At 30.9% G+C, this 14,831-nt stretch carries 18 protein-coding genes and 1 other annotated feature; of the genes, 10 read left to right on the plus strand and 8 right to left on the minus strand.

Features of this window, described 5'->3' with window-relative positions:
* Positions 1-153 precede the first annotated feature (153 nt).
* From JG776_RS09885 to pssA, 3 genes are all read right to left on the minus strand, one after another.
* Positions 154-336, minus strand: a complete 183-nt coding sequence (locus JG776_RS09885) for a hypothetical protein (protein WP_027308396.1) — start codon at positions 334-336, stop codon at positions 154-156.
* Positions 337-347: 11 nt separating this feature from the next.
* Positions 348-887, minus strand: coding sequence for a rubrerythrin (rbr, locus tag JG776_RS09890; protein ID WP_291967056.1), 540 nt, complete (start codon positions 885-887; stop codon positions 348-350).
* An 89-nt stretch (positions 888-976) separates the two neighbouring features.
* Entirely contained in the window at positions 977-1,483 is a 507-nt protein-coding gene (pssA, locus tag JG776_RS09895; protein ID WP_291967058.1) for a CDP-diacylglycerol--serine O-phosphatidyltransferase, read from the minus strand.
* A gap of 170 nt (positions 1,484-1,653) precedes the next feature.
* Between pssA and JG776_RS09900 the strand changes: the two genes are divergently transcribed.
* The 4 genes from JG776_RS09900 (at position 1,654) to JG776_RS09915 (ending at position 4,406) form a co-directional block, all read left to right on the plus strand.
* Entirely contained in the window at positions 1,654-2,310 is a 657-nt protein-coding gene (locus JG776_RS09900; RefSeq protein ID WP_291967060.1) for a TVP38/TMEM64 family protein, read from the plus strand.
* 41 nt (positions 2,311-2,351) lie between these two features.
* On the plus strand, positions 2,352-2,780 hold the full coding sequence (locus JG776_RS09905; RefSeq protein ID WP_291967062.1) for a CBS domain-containing protein: 429 nt from the start codon (positions 2,352-2,354) through the stop codon (positions 2,778-2,780).
* 58 nt (positions 2,781-2,838) lie between these two features.
* A complete protein-coding gene (locus tag JG776_RS09910) occupies positions 2,839-3,711 on the plus strand; it encodes a YegS/Rv2252/BmrU family lipid kinase (RefSeq protein ID WP_291967064.1) in 873 nt (290 codons plus the stop codon).
* A gap of 263 nt (positions 3,712-3,974) precedes the next feature.
* Entirely contained in the window at positions 3,975-4,406 is a 432-nt protein-coding gene (locus JG776_RS09915) for a hypothetical protein (RefSeq protein WP_291967066.1), read from the plus strand.
* 266 nt (positions 4,407-4,672) lie between these two features.
* On the opposite strand, the gene JG776_RS09920 is transcribed toward JG776_RS09915, so the two are convergent.
* The gene (locus tag JG776_RS09920; RefSeq protein ID WP_291967068.1) at positions 4,673-5,302 is read right to left on the minus strand and encodes a DedA family protein; all 630 of its coding nucleotides are present in this window, start codon (positions 5,300-5,302) and stop codon (positions 4,673-4,675) included.
* Between the two features lie 3 nt (positions 5,303-5,305).
* The gene (locus JG776_RS09925) at positions 5,306-7,120 is read right to left on the minus strand and encodes a YgiQ family radical SAM protein (protein ID WP_291967070.1); all 1,815 of its coding nucleotides are present in this window, start codon (positions 7,118-7,120) and stop codon (positions 5,306-5,308) included.
* Between the two features lie 120 nt (positions 7,121-7,240).
* On the opposite strand from JG776_RS09925, the gene JG776_RS09930 reads away from it, so the two are divergent.
* The 4 genes from JG776_RS09930 to epsC all read left to right on the plus strand — a co-directional run bounded on the left by JG776_RS09930 (position 7,241) and on the right by epsC (position 10,971).
* Positions 7,241-8,278 carry a hypothetical protein gene (locus JG776_RS09930; RefSeq protein ID WP_291967072.1) on the plus strand — a complete coding sequence of 346 codons (1,038 nt, stop codon included), beginning with the start codon at positions 7,241-7,243 and terminating at the stop codon, positions 8,276-8,278.
* 162 nt (positions 8,279-8,440) lie between these two features.
* The gene (gene sleB / locus JG776_RS09935; protein WP_291967127.1) at positions 8,441-9,076 is read left to right on the plus strand and encodes a spore cortex-lytic enzyme; all 636 of its coding nucleotides are present in this window, start codon (positions 8,441-8,443) and stop codon (positions 9,074-9,076) included.
* Positions 9,077-9,166: 90 nt separating this feature from the next.
* Positions 9,167-9,406 (plus strand) — a binding site (T-box leader).
* Positions 9,407-9,496: 90 nt separating this feature from the next.
* Complete coding sequence (gene cysK, locus JG776_RS09940; protein WP_291967074.1) at positions 9,497-10,414, plus strand: cysteine synthase A; 918 nt, start codon at positions 9,497-9,499, stop codon at positions 10,412-10,414.
* Positions 10,415-10,419: 5 nt separating this feature from the next.
* Positions 10,420-10,971, plus strand: a complete 552-nt coding sequence (gene epsC / locus JG776_RS09945; protein WP_291967076.1) for a serine O-acetyltransferase EpsC — start codon at positions 10,420-10,422, stop codon at positions 10,969-10,971.
* A gap of 21 nt (positions 10,972-10,992) precedes the next feature.
* Here epsC and JG776_RS09950 read toward each other — a convergent pair whose 3' ends face one another.
* The 3 genes from JG776_RS09950 to queG are packed head-to-tail and all read right to left on the minus strand — an operon-like array spanning position 10,993 to position 12,629.
* Positions 10,993-11,274: a DUF503 domain-containing protein gene (locus JG776_RS09950; protein ID WP_027308384.1), complete on the minus strand. Its 282-nt coding sequence runs from the start codon at positions 11,272-11,274 to the stop codon at positions 10,993-10,995.
* A 12-nt stretch (positions 11,275-11,286) separates the two neighbouring features.
* Positions 11,287-11,631 carry a phage holin family protein gene (locus JG776_RS09955; RefSeq protein ID WP_291967079.1) on the minus strand — a complete coding sequence of 115 codons (345 nt, stop codon included), beginning with the start codon at positions 11,629-11,631 and terminating at the stop codon, positions 11,287-11,289.
* On the minus strand, positions 11,628-12,629 hold the full coding sequence (gene queG / locus JG776_RS09960; protein ID WP_291967081.1) for a tRNA epoxyqueuosine(34) reductase QueG: 1,002 nt from the start codon (positions 12,627-12,629) through the stop codon (positions 11,628-11,630). The genes JG776_RS09955 and queG overlap by 4 nt, the downstream gene beginning before the upstream one ends.
* An 88-nt stretch (positions 12,630-12,717) precedes the next feature.
* Between queG and nth the strand changes: the two genes are divergently transcribed.
* Together nth and JG776_RS09970 are read left to right on the plus strand one after the other, a co-directional pair.
* Entirely contained in the window at positions 12,718-13,374 is a 657-nt protein-coding gene (gene nth / locus JG776_RS09965; RefSeq protein ID WP_291967083.1) for an endonuclease III, read from the plus strand.
* On the plus strand, positions 13,375-14,805 hold the full coding sequence (locus JG776_RS09970) for a VanW family protein (RefSeq protein ID WP_291967084.1): 1,431 nt from the start codon (positions 13,375-13,377) through the stop codon (positions 14,803-14,805). It begins immediately after the preceding gene.
* The last annotated feature ends 26 nt before the right edge of the window (positions 14,806-14,831 follow it).

Consider the following 14,831-nt stretch of genomic DNA (forward strand, 5'->3'; position numbering starts at 1 on the left):
ATCAGGACGATGGCATCGCGAGGGTAGGACTTTTCAAACAAAGAAAAGCTTAGAATTGATTAGCGAAATGAACGAATGCCCAAGAAATCCTTCATAGGGTTAATCAATATATAACTTTTTCAACAGCCTGAAAAGGTGCCCAGCACCTTTTGTTTATCTATTTGATTGCTTTAAATATTCTTCACTAAATTCTTCATCAATCATCTCAAATAATTTTAATTTATTTTCATAATCATCTTCACTGCCATCAGCTCTAAAAAATCTATTGTTTTCAAATATATCCTCTTCATCTTCAAAATAGCTAATTGGCACCCAAACAATCATACAAGGACACATTATATTCACCTCTATTTATAGTTCTCACAGTAGATTTCAAAGAAAGCCCTCTTAAAGGCACATAGTGGGCACACTTCAGGTGCTTCAGTTCCTTCGTGAACATATCCACAATTCAAACACTGCCATTTAACAGGAGTATCTCTCTTGAACATCTTACCAGCTTTTAGATTTTCAAGTATCTTCAAAAATCTAATCTTGTGATATTCTTCTGTTTCTGCAAGCTCTTTATAAAAGTCTGCTATTTCTATAAAACCTTCTTCACGAGCAACCTTCTCAAACTCTTTGTAAAGTTTTTCTGCTTCAAAAGCTTCATTCATAGCACAATCTAAAAGATTTTCAGCAGTAGTTTTATTTTCCTTTAAGAAATCATTATATACTCTTCTGGCGTGTGCCTTTTCGTTGTCTGATGTTATTTCAAATATTTTTGCTATAAACTCAAAACCTTCTTTTCTTGCTTTTTCTGCATAAAATGTGTACTTATTTCTTGCTCTTGATTCTCCTGCAAATGTTTTTAATAGATTTTTTTCAGTTTTACTTCCCTTAAGATTCATTAGAATCCTCCTAAAATTTTATACTCACAGTTATATAATATGTATTATGTTTAAATAATTTTACAAAAAAATAGGGTATTAAACCCTATTTAAAACTTCTTAATTTGTAGTTTACTAACCATTAAGTAAGCAAAAATAATAAATATAACAGTTGATATATAGCTATGAGGCTTATATACTTCAATTAGATTATCAAGTGCAACTACTGCACCTGCAACAGTTATAGGTACACCAGTAAATACATTATTGAACTTTGTTACATTAAACCTTGCAAGCCTAAAAGCACCAGCTATAGGAAATAAAAGTGTTATTATATAACCTATAAGTCCAAAATTAATTAAATATAATTGCCAACTTAATATTGCTGGTGCAGCACCAAAGGAAACAAGGTCTGCTAATGAATCAAGTTCCTTTCCAAGTTCACTTGAAACCCCTATTCTTCTTGCTATCCTACCATCATATCTATCAAGTAGAGCTGCAGACATAATTAAAATTGCTGCCAACTTAAGATTATTGTTAAAGGTAGCCATAATAGATACCATACCAAGAGATAGGTTAGCAAAGGTAAATAAATTAGGAATAAAATCTTTTTTCAAAACAATCACCCCAAATAAATAAAATATTTAAGTTACATTGAAGTAAATTATAAAATGATTTAAAATATTAATGTAACTGTTTTTAGAAATTATATCTGATGTACTAAATATATATTATAAACAAAAACAATTTTTTTACAATAATATGGAGCAATTTTGGGGTGGTATATTTGACAAAAAAATCACTATTAAAGTATATAGTTGTTCTAATAGGACTAATAATCATAATATACATACTTAAAATTAGTAAATTTCATTTTTGCTTTGGTAGAGTTAACATAAGAAGTTTAAAGAGGTTTATAGAGGGCTATGGAAAATATTCAATATTTGTGCTTTTGATTATTTATGCAGTTAAACCCTTTGTTATGCTATTTCCAACGTGGGTACTTGGTGTCATATCTGGAATATTATATGGATGGAGTTATGGATATATTATTTCCCTTATTGGATGTTTTATATCAGCAACTGTAGGTTACTATTTATCAAGATTTTTAGGTAAGGATTTTGTCCATAAAATTACAAAGGGAAAATTAAATAAATTTGATAAAGTATTAGAGAAGGATGGTTTTAAAATTTTATTTTTAATGAGACTTCCTGTAATTTTTCCATACGATGCCTTAAGTTTAGCTTGTGGGCTTACTTCTATAAGATATAGAGACTTTATATTAGCAAGTGTACTTGGTGTTATGCCTGAGATGTTTGCATATAACTATTTTGGTAATTCCTTTAATACAAGGCATTATAGGAGTCTATTTATTCCTATAACTATAATAATAATTCTGTTGGTAGTTTCTTATATAATAAAGGATATGAAGGAGTTAGAGTAAAAAAACACCTTCTGGAAATACTAAAGATGGAGGTGTTTTTAATGAAAGTAAAGGATATAATGACGAGGGAAGTTATTACAGTAACTCCTAATACACCTGTAACAGAAGTTGCGAATTTAATGAAAAATTACAACATAGGTTCAGTTCCAGTTTGTGAAGGTAATAGAGTGATAGGAATAATTACAGATAGGGACATAGTTTTAAGAGATGTTGCTTATGGGAAAAATCCGAGTGAAGTATTAGCAAGGGATGTTATGACAGTTGGTCTTACAACAATAAATTCAGATAAGGATATTCACGATGCTGCAAGGCTTATGGCAGAAAAGCAAATAAGAAGGCTTCCTGTTGTTGAAGATGGAAGGCTTGTTGGTATGTTGGCACTTGGAGATATAGCTGTTACAAACAGGCTTCACGATGATGCAGGTGAAGCATTAAGCGATATTTCTAAACCAAATGACATAATGTTCTAATCCCTGCAGTTGCAGGGATTAGATATTTTAAGTAGTATATAATCTGGGGGGCGATAATATGAAAAAGGCAAGACTTATTTATAATCCATATTCTGGTGATAGATCCTTTAGAAATAGATTAGATGCTGTAATTGATAGACTTCAATTAGCAGGATATGAAGTAACTCCATATAGAACAATGTCAATAGAAGATATATACACAAGTATGAAGAGAGCAAAGGATTATGATGTAATACTTGTTTCAGGTGGAGATGGAACAATAAACCACGTAATAAATGCAATGATTTTGAATGACATTAATGTTCCTCTTGGAATATTCCCCTATGGAACAGCAAATGATTTTGCATCACACTTAGGAATACCAAGAAAAATAACAGAAGCCTGTGACATAATCTCAAGGGGTAAGCTTAGTGAATTTGATTTAGGAAAGATAAATGATAGATATTTTATAAACGTTGCAGCTGGAGGTCTTTTAACTGATGTTTCACAAAAAATAGATATAAATATGAAGAATACTCTTGGAAAAGTGGCATACTATTTAAAGGGAATAGAACAGCTTCCAAACTTTAGAGCTATACCAATAAAAATAAGCTGTAATGGAAAAACCATAGAGGAAAATATATACTTATTTGTTATATTAAATGGTTCCAGTGCAGGAGGATTTAAACTTGCACCAGACTCAACTGCAAACGATGAAACACTTAATTTAATTGCAATAAAGCAGTGTAACCTTGTAGAACTCTTTAATTTGTTCTTAAAAATGTTGAAGGGAGAACATCTTGAGAGTAGCAATGTAATATACTTAAAAAGCAGTGAATTTAAAATAGAATGCGATGAAAACATAGAGACAGATATAGATGGAGAGGTAGGACCACAGTTTCCACTTAACGTAAGGATATCATCTAAGAAGATAAAAATATTTACACCTTAAGGTTATAAATAAAACAGTTCAATAATATTAATTAAATAGTAGCAATATAAAAGAGGTAAAAGGTGAAAACTCTATTTTCATTAATTTTCATATGCTGTGTTTTATGCTTATTTAATTTTTATATTCTACTAAAGAAAAAACAAAAGTATAGTGTTTTTTTAGCCTTGTTATTTTTTATATCTTCTTTTAGGTATATATTAATTTATCTGTTTCTAAACGTTAAAAAATTAAATTATTTATTTAATCTTGGTAAACTTACTCTGATGCCAGTGGTACTTTTTACCATAGGACTTTACTGCATATATATTTTAAATAGGAAATCAGAAATCGGACTAATAGATAAGTTGCTTATGGTAGTATTTTTAATATTAGAAGTATATATAATCTACATTGTACCAAATAATTTTATAAAGTATTATGGTGGATTTAAGTTCGTATGCACCAATGAATATAGAGATTATTTGATTCTTTTAGTAGCATTTTTTGCATTATTATTTATTTTTATTGCTTCAAATTATTTCAGAGTAATTAATTCAGTTTATTTTAAAGTTTTAAATCTTCTCTATATCATTGGTTATTTAATCTTTTTAATTCAGGCTATTTCTATTTATGTGGGAATGGAATTTAAGACAATGACACTAATTCCAGAGGTTATTTTATTAATTGCAGCATTTTTAGATATAAGTTCAACTTGATTAAAAAGGATGTTGCTCACTACTGTAAGTGGGTAACATCCTTTTTATATATATCATAATTGAATTATGAAAAAAGTTCTAATAAGGGCTCAAATAAAGAAAAGCTTAGAATTGCTTAGCGAAATGAACGAATGCCTAAGAAATCCTTCATGGTGCTAATCAACATATAACTTTTCAACAGCCTGAAAGCCCTAATAAGGGCTTATTTTATTTGGTTAAAAAGAATTAATGTTAATGTAATCATTATTAGGGATAAATATTTTTGCTTATTTAACTGACCTTCTATATAGCTTTATTCTGTTTCTTACCAATAAATAAAGTAATGATATTATAACAGTTATTCCAACGATTAGCCTATAATATTCCTTTATAGAAGCCTTAATTATTTCCATATTATCTCCTGTTAGGGCACCTGCTGAAAATAGCATTGTATTATGCAAAATATTGGCCAATAAAATAGATATAGTAGCAGGTATTAGTGGAAGTTTTAAAATACCTGCTGCTATAAATGTAAGAGAACCAAGGCCTGGAATAAACTTATTTATTAAAATAAAAAATACTCCATATTTTTTAAACAGTTCCTCTAATTTGTGTATCTTATCAAGATTAAAAAACTTAATAATAAATCTATTATTTAATACAATATCTAATTTTACATAGCTTAGGTAATAAAGAAACATACTGCTTAAGAAGGAACCAGATATAGTAGAAAGAAGCATTAAGTATTTGTTAAATCCCATCCTATAGGTCAAATACCCTTGAAAAATAGTTATAGTGTCTCCTGGATATGGAGGAAAGAGTATTTGTAAACAGGAATTTAAAAAGAAGAAAAAATATGTTCCAATTAAGCTTTTATCGACGATTGATTTAACTATAATAAGAACCTGTCTTTCCATTTATCATCTACCCTTTTTCACCTTAGATTTTTTAGGTGGTATTAAGCATTTTTTGCCATATCCAATTAAATCCTCTCTTCCTGCTTTAATTAAAGCCTTATATACTAAATCATAATTTTTAGGATCCCTAAATTGTAATAGAGCCCTTTGCATTTCCTTTTCTTCTTTAGATTTAGGTACATAAACCTTTTCTCCAGTTAGAGGGTTCATCTCAGTATAATACATAGCTGTTGATAGACTGCCGGGTGTTGGATAAAAATCCTGTACCTGCTCAGGATTGTATCCCATATCTCTAATATATTCAGCAAGTTCTATAGCACTTTTAAGTGTACTTCCTGGATGGCTTGACATAAGATAAGGTACTAAAAACTGGTTTAGTTTAAATTTTTTATTTTTCTCAAAATATTTTTTTACAAATGTATCATATACTTTTCTATTTGGTTTTCCCATAAGGCTTAATACTTCATTGCAAATATGTTCAGGTGCAACTTTAAGTTGCCCACTTATATGGTGTTTTATAAGCTCATCAAAAAATGCTTCGTTTTTATCCAGCATAAGATAATCATATCTTATTCCCGAACGTATGAATACCTTTTTTACACCCTTAATTTTTCTAATTTTTCTGAGCATATTCAAATATTCAGAGTGGTCCACCTCTAAATTTTTGCAGGGAGTTGGAAAAAGGCACTGCCTATTTTTACATACACCCTGTTCAATTTGTTTTTTACAGGATGGTTTTCTAAAATTAGCAGTAGGTCCTCCTACATCGTGGATATAACCTTTAAAATTAGGAAGCTTTGTTAATGCTTCGGCTTCCTTTAATATCGATTCTTCACTCCTTGGTTGTATTACTCTTCCTTGATGAAAATTTAATGCACAGAAGGAACATCCACCAAAACATCCCCTATGGGAGGTTATGCTAAATTCAACCTCTTTTAATGCAGGAATACCACCTTGTTGTTTATATATTGGATGGTAGGTTCTATTGTATGGAAGAGAATAAACAAAATCCATCTCATCCTTAGATAGTGGATAGGAGGGTGGATTTTGAACAATATATTTGTTGTCGTGCCTTTGAACTAATGTTCTTCCCCTTATGGCATCCTGTTCTTCATACTGTATTTTAAAGGCCTTTGCATATTCTTTTTTATTAGTAGATACTGCCTCAAAGCTTGGAAGTTCAATATATTCTTTTAAATGGCTTATATCAGAAGTTGAATAACAGGTTCCACGTATATCTTTAATGTCCTTAATATTTTTGCCAAATTGAATCAGGTTAAGTATTTCCATAAGAGGTTTTTCTCCCATACCATATATAAGTAGGTCGGCACTACTGTCTATTAGTATTGAATTTCTAACCTTATCATCCCAATAGTCGTAGTGGGCAAATCGTCTAAGACTTGCTTCAATTCCACCTATTATTATTGGAACATCCTTATAGGCTTCCCTTAGCCTATTACAGTAAACAATTACTGCTCTATCAGGTCTGTATCCTGCTTTTCCACCGGGTGAATATGCATCGTCATTTCTTCTTTTTTTGTGGGCTGTATAGTGGTTTACCATTGAATCTATGTTTCCTGATGATACAAGAAAAGCGATTTTAGGTTTTCCAAGCCTCATAAAATCATCTTTACTTTTCCAATTTGGTTGAGGTATTATACCAACTGTAAAACCATAGTGTTCTATAAGTCTTGTAATTATAGCGTGGCCAAAGGAAGGATGGTCAACGTATGCGTCGCCTGAGATATATATGAAATCAAGTTGTTCAATATTTCGTTTTTTCATATCTTCTCTGCTTATGGGTAGAAAATCTGCCATATAATCACCTCTTTTTGTATTGTTTTAGTATTATAACACAAAAATAATAATATAAAAAGAAAATAGGTATTTAAATAAAAATGTGATAAAATGTTAAGAGAAGTTAAAAGGGGTGATATTTTGAAGAAAATAACGATTGTATTGTCTATATTTTTAGTATTTATGTTTGTATATTATATATATGACGTAGATATTAAGGAAGAAAGCTATAATATAATAGAAAATATAAAGTGGTGTCCAGATAATAAAAAGGTAGCACTTAAATATGAGAATGAGTATAAAATAGTCGATTTGAATGGAAATATACAGTACATAGTAGAAGAGAGCGGCATAAGATATAAAAATTATAATTGGATTTTAAAAAATGGCAAATGGATTTTTTCAGAGTTTAAGGTAGATGAAGTACCTAAAAATTTAAAGCTTACTAAAGACAAGATACAGGGAAAAGTATATGATCCAATATATAATATATCAGGAAATATTATAATAACTAAAACAATATCAAACTCAATATTATATCTTATTGCAGTAGATAAAAATACAGGTGAGTATAATACTATATTTAATTTAGAAGATGCACAGAAGATAGATGTTAATTATATAGATGAATATAGTGCTGTAGTAAAGGTTACAGAAAATAATAGGGATAGACTTTATTTAATAAATATCGAAAAGGACTATAATATTTATAATTTAACAGAGTTTAAAAACTTAGAGTTAGCACTAAATACCTTAAATTTAAAAGATAATGCTTTATCTATAATTACAAACTATAAATACAATGATATATACATAAATTATTTGGATATAAAAAAATTAAAGCTTGTTTATAATGATTTAAACACTAAGGATTATTATTATATTGATTATAAAGGTAGGTTTAAAATAGAACTTTCAGATATATATTCGGTGGCAGTAGATGATGAATATATTTATACAGCTTGTAGAACGGGAGATACTTTTAAAATTTTTCAGATTGATGTAAAAAATAATGTATATAGCAACATATATAAAAGCAACAATCTAATTGAAGACATTAGGTTGGTAAATGGCGAACTATATTTTACAGAGCTTAATGTTGTAAATAATATTAGTGCCTATAAACTTTTTAAATATTCAAATGGACAGTTAAAACAGATATGTGAAAATAATAGATAGAAGTTTTAACTATGATATTTGGCAAAACCAACATATCATAGTTTTTTATTTTTAAAATTTAGGAGTTTTTGTAATAATTTATATCGTTTCTTGGAAATAATAAGATAATGAAGGAGGGGATGAACGTTGAAGAAAGCATTTTTAGCTGTATGGGTAGCATTTATGATGTATTTTGCATATTTTATTACAACAAGCGTTATTAATGCCCAAACCTATTCCTATGGTTCAAGAGGAGATGTAGTTAAAGAAATACAAACCAGACTAAAAAGGTGGGGCTATTATAATGGAGCAATAGACGGAATATATGGATACCAAACCTATACAGCAGTTAAAAACTTTCAAAGAAAAAATGGCCTAAGTCCTGATGGAGTTGTAGGACCTAAAACATTAGCGGCACTTGGAATAAATGTTTCGAAAAACAAAACTCAAAGTACATCGGTGGCAGGTTCTCAAAATTTAGACCTTCTTACAAGAGTTATAAATGGTGAGGCAAGAGGAGAGCCCTATATAGGCCAGGTAGCAGTTGGAGGAGTTGTTCTAAATAGAGTTAGGGATCCAAGATTCCCTTCCACAATACCAGGGGTAGTCTATCAGCCCGGTGCATTTACAGCCGTTGTAGATGGTCAAATAAATGCAGGAATTGTTGATAGTTCTAAAAAGGCAGCAATTGATGCATTAAATGGGTGGGATCCATCAGGTGGAGCTATATACTATTACAACCCCGCAAAGACAACCAATAAGTGGATATTATCAAGACCTGTTATAAAGGTTATTGGAAAGCATATATTTTGTAAATAAAAATACATAAAAAAATTTAAAAATATTTATTGATTTTTTTAAAAAAGTTGCATATAATATAAATAAGAATTCCGAGTAAATTAATAGGAATTAAACACGGTGAAAAGGGAAAGTAAATTATATAAAGCTTTACAGAGAGGAACTCCTTGGCTGAGAGAGTTCTAAGCAGAGTATAATTGAAGTGCCCCTTGGAGTGTTAAGCCGAAAATATAAGTAGGCTGCTACGGGAGCTCCCGTTATAGAGATAGGGTATGTTAGTACCTGAAGATGAGATAGGCTTTTTTAGCCTAAGCAGAGTGGAACCGCGGAAGTAAACCTTCTGCCTCTGTATATACAGGGGTAGAAGGTTTTTTAATTTGTAAAAAATTTAATTAAGAGGTGTTATGCATCAAAAATTTTAGTTTTTTAGGAGGGGTTAAGATGATTTTTAATAATATCTTTGAAACAATAGGAAGAACACCGTTAGTTAAGCTAAACAATATGGTTGATGAAAATAGTGCTGAGGTTTATGTAAAGGTAGAGTTTTTCAACCCAGGGGGTAGCGTGAAGGACAGAATAGCTCTATCTATGATTGAAGAGGCTGAAAAACAAGGTCTAATAAAGAAGGGAGATACTATAATAGAACCTACAAGTGGGAATACAGGTATAGGCCTTGCAATGGTTTCAGCAGCAAAGGGATATAAATTAATTTTAGTTATGCCTGAGACAATGAGTATAGAAAGAAGAAAGATACTAAAGGCATATGGTGCATATATTATTCTAACCGAAGGTTCAAAGGGAATGAAGGGAGCAGTAGAAAAGGCAAATGAGCTTGCAAAGGAAAAAGGATACTTTATGCCTATGCAGTTTGAAAACATATATAATCCAATAGCACATATGAAGACAACTGCTTTAGAGATTATAGACGATATGAAGGGAAAAATTGATATGTTTGTGGCAGGGGTAGGCACAGGAGGAACAATAACTGGAGTTGGAGAAGTTTTAAAGGAAAGAATAGAAAATGTGAAGATTGTAGCAGTAGAACCAAAGGACTCGCCAGTATTATCTGGAGGCAACCCAGGCCCACACAAAATACAAGGTATTGGGGCAGGATTTATTCCTAAGGTTTTAAAAAGAGAAGTTATAGATGATATAGTTACTGTTTCAAATGAGAATGCAATGAAATATGCAAGGGAGATTGCTAAAAAAGAGGGTATATTGGTTGGAATATCATCAGGGGCAGCATTATATGCAGCACTTCTTAAGGCCAGGGAACTTGGAAGAGGGAAAAAAATAGTTGTTCTTCTTCCTGATACTGGAGAGAGATATTTATCAACAGAACTTTTTAATGAGGAGTGATTGTTATGTTTAGAACATTATATAGAGAGGCAAAAAATATAATGGAGAAGGACCCAGCAGCAAAGAATATGCTGGAGGTAATACTTTGCTATCCAGGCCTTTATGCAGTTCTTTTCTATAGATTGTCCCATAAACTTTATAAAATAAGGATGTTTGTACTTGCAAGAGTTATATCACAAATAGCAAGAAACCTTACAGGTATAGAAATACATCCAGGGGCTAAAATAGGGAAAGGACTTTTTATTGACCACGGTATGGGAGTGGTTATTGGAGAGACAGCAGAGGTTGGAGATAATGTAACAATATACCACGGTGTAACCCTTGGGGGTACAGGAAAGGATAAGGGAAAAAGACATCCAACAATAGGTAACAACGTAGTGATAGGAGCTGGAGCTAAGGTATTAGGCCCAATTACTGTTGGGGACAATGTAAAGATTGGAGCTAATGCAGTTGTTTTAAAGAACGTTCCACCAAATGTTACAGTAGTTGGAATCCCTGCAAAAATAGTAAGAAGTAAAGAAGAAAATATAGTATATTTAGAGGACTATGTTATATAAAAGTCCCCGCAAGGGGACTTTTTATATTGTATTCACCACTACATCCACAATTTCTGCTCTACCATCCTTCTCAATTAAACTTATTACTGAATTAATTTGAGTATCAACTATCCTTCTATCATTAGATACCGTAGCAATACCAATTTGAGCAAGCTGCCATTTATCATTTAGGTCAACCTCGGCACAGGATACATTAAGGGTTGTTCGTATTTTAGTTATTAGACTTTTTATTATCTGCCTCTTTTCTTTAAGTGAAGTTGGAGAGTAGAGCATTAGGGTTATTGATGCATATCCTATAATCATATTAATTCTCCTTTATTCAACTAATAGAAAATTAAGTATAGCACTAACAATTGATATTATAATAGATGCAACTATTGCAGAACCAAAATTAGATATATAAAAGCCCTGTGTAACTGATGCGGCAATAGAAAGCATCAATCCGTTTATCACGAATGTAAAAAGCCCAAGAGTCATCAAATTAATAGGCAGTGAGAAAAGTAGAAAAATAGGTCTAATTAGTGCATTTACAATACCAAGTATTGCTGCAGCAACAACAGCAGCTAAAAAACCTCTAATCTCTACTCCCTTTACAATTGAAGCTGTAATGTATATAGATGCAGCATTTAGGATTATTTTAGTTAAAATTCCCTTTTTCATTTCTTCACCTCCAATTTTTTAATTGCATTTTTTATGTATTTTTCAAGATATTCATTTTTATTTAACCTTTTTAATATATCTAAATATTCCTTTTTTCCTGAGTTTCCCATTGCTATTATTAAGTTTCTTTGAAGTACCTTTTTTCCTCTCCACCCAGCAGAGGTAGTTTTAAAGGTTTTGTTAAACTTGCTATTAGATATATTTAAAAAATTATCTTCATTAATATTAATATTCCAGTCATCAGGTAAAAAGTCTTCAATATTTGAAATTTGTGCTTTATGATTAAAGGGACAAACATCCTGACAGGTATCGCATCCATAAACTCTTAGTCCTAATTTTGTTTGTTCCTGTTCTGACAAATCATCCTTTTTTTGGGTAATGTATGATAAACATTTATTTGCATCAATAAAATAATCTTCCTTAATTGCACCAACAGGACAGGCTTTCAGGCACCTATCACAGCTACCACATAGTGAAGACATAGGAGTTGAAGGTTCAATATATATATTGGTTAAAATTTCTCCTAAAAATACATAGGAGCCGTATTTTTCAGTTATCAAGGTTGAGTTTTTACCATAGAATCCTATACCGCACATATATGCAATTTCTCTATCGTGCATAGGACTTGTATCAACAAAAGAAATAGTTTTAGCGTTGTAATTATTTTGTAAGAAGTCTTCAATAAGTTTTAATTTATTTTTTACTACAATGTGATAATCTTTTCCTAAGGAAGATTTTGAAAAATAGGGCTTAGATTTATTTGTTTCGATAGTTTTATAGGGGAGTGCTATAGAAATAAAGGTTTTGGCATCCTCCATATATTCTTTTACATTAATTCTTTCTTTAATTTCAGTTGTTTGAAATTCACAGTTATAATTTTTATTGTAGCTGTAGTTCAATCTTTGTATAAAATTATCTGTATATTCAGCCCTGCAAAAGCCAATATATTCAATTCCAATAGATTTAGAAAATTCGATTATTTGATTTTTTATAGACAAATTATACACCATCCTTGAAAGTGTTTGTTGAAAAAAATAACTGTTATGTTAAAATATTTTTAACATAAAATTATTTTAGGTGATTATTATGGAAAAAACAAGAGTAATTAAGATACTAAATATTTTAGAGAATTTATATGGACATTTAGGTTGTGCACTAAATTTTACAACTCCCTTTGAACTGCTTGTGGCAACTATGCTCTCGGCCCAAACTACAGATATTACTGTAAATAAGGCAACTGAAGTTCTTTTTAAAAAGTATAATAAACCTCAGGATTTTGCAAATATACCACAAAGTGAGCTTGAAGAATACATAAGAACCTGTGGATTTTATAAAAACAAGGCAAAGAACATTATAGCTGCAAGCAAAATGATAATTGAAAGATATAATGGAGAAGTGCCTGACTCATTGGAGGAACTCATTAAACTTCCAGGTGTTGGTAGAAAAACTGCAAATGTCGTATTATCCAATGCCTTTGGTAAGGATGCAATCGCAGTGGATACCCACGTCTTTAGGGTTTCAAATAGAATAGGGCTTGCTAAATCAGAGGATGTGCTTGAAACCGAAGAACATCTTATGAAAAATATACCAAAGGAAATGTGGTCAGGTGCTCATCATCTTCTTATTTGGCACGGTAGAAATATTTGTACTGCAAGAAATCCAAAGTGCTTAAATTGTCCAATAAATGAACTTTGCGATTTTTATAATAACAATCATCAGCTAAGTATAAAGGGGGAAAATTAGGTGAAAAAGGGATTAAGAGATGGACTTATAATATTTTTTTCTTTAACAATTCTTTTTATTGTGTCGTCAGTAATATTTCTGTTAAACAGCACAAATAAAGCATCAAACAAAATATTTGAAGGAATCTATATTAATAATGAATATGTAGGTGGTATGACTAAAGAGGAAGCAAATAAATTGATTAATGAAAAGTTCAATGGTAAAATGCAAAACAGAAAAATAGATATATTTTATGGTGATAGGAAATATTCAATAGATTTTAAGAAATTAAAGGCACATTATGATGTTGAAAAGGCTGTTGAAGAGGCCTATTCTTATGGTAAAACAGGAAATATTATAGAAAAAACAATACAAAGGTATAATTTGAAAAGAAATCCCTACAACATACCACTAAATTTTATGTCAGATACTACAATATTAGAAGGAGAAGTTAAAAAGATTGCAAAGGACATAAATAAAGAACCAATAGATGCAAAAATAAAAAGAATTTCAGGTAAATTTGTTATAACTCCTGAAAAATCAGGAATTGCTGTAGATGAACCAAAGCTAATAGAGCTTATAAAAAATGAAATAAAGCCAGAGGGTGAAATAGAAAAAATAGAAGTTCCAACAAAAGTAGTTGAAGCCAAAATAAAGGCAGAGGCATTGTCAAATATAACAACAAAGATTTCATCCTTTACAACATCCTTTAAGCCTTCAGACGTAAATAGAACAGAAAATATTAGGATTGCTGCAAGGTATTTAACAGGAACTGTTGTAATGCCTGGAGATGTATTTTCTATGTTAAAGGTATTAGGGCCAAGAAACGAGAGTCAAGGCTATAAGGAGGCACCAGTTATAATAAATGGAAAATTAGAACCAGGACTTGCAGGTGGGATATGCCAAGTTTCAACAACTATGTATAATGCGGCCCTCCTTGGAAATTTTGAAATAGTAAAGAGAAGGCCCCACGGACTTGCTGTTTCCTATGTGGCACCAGGTAGAGATGCTACAATAGCAGGAGATTCCATAGATTTTCAATTTAAGAATAATTATAAAAATCCTATATACATAGAAGCAGTTATGGAAACATCAACAATAAGAATAAACATATATGGTGCAGATGAAAGAACAGGTCAGTATGTAGAGATAGTATCTGAAGTTTATCAAAGAACAGAACCTAAGGTTGAGTATATAAATGACCCAAACCTACCAGAGGGGCAAAAGGTAGTTGAAATTAAACCTATCGCTGGTATGAAAGTGAGAACCTATAGAAAGGTATATCAAAATGGAAAGTTAATAAAGACCGAAAAGCTTGGTGATGATACCTATAAAGTATTAAATGGTAAAATTAGAGTTGGAACCAAAAAGGTAATAGAGAATACACAAACTCAAAATGATACAATAAATGAACAGCCCATAAATTCAGAGGAAGTAGATAATGTTAATTAAAAAATTTCCATTTTGGTGCAGTGTAC

The organism is Caloramator sp., from assembly GCF_020054765.1.
GTDB lineage: Bacteria > Bacillota > Clostridia > Clostridiales > Caloramatoraceae > Thermobrachium > Thermobrachium proteoclasticum.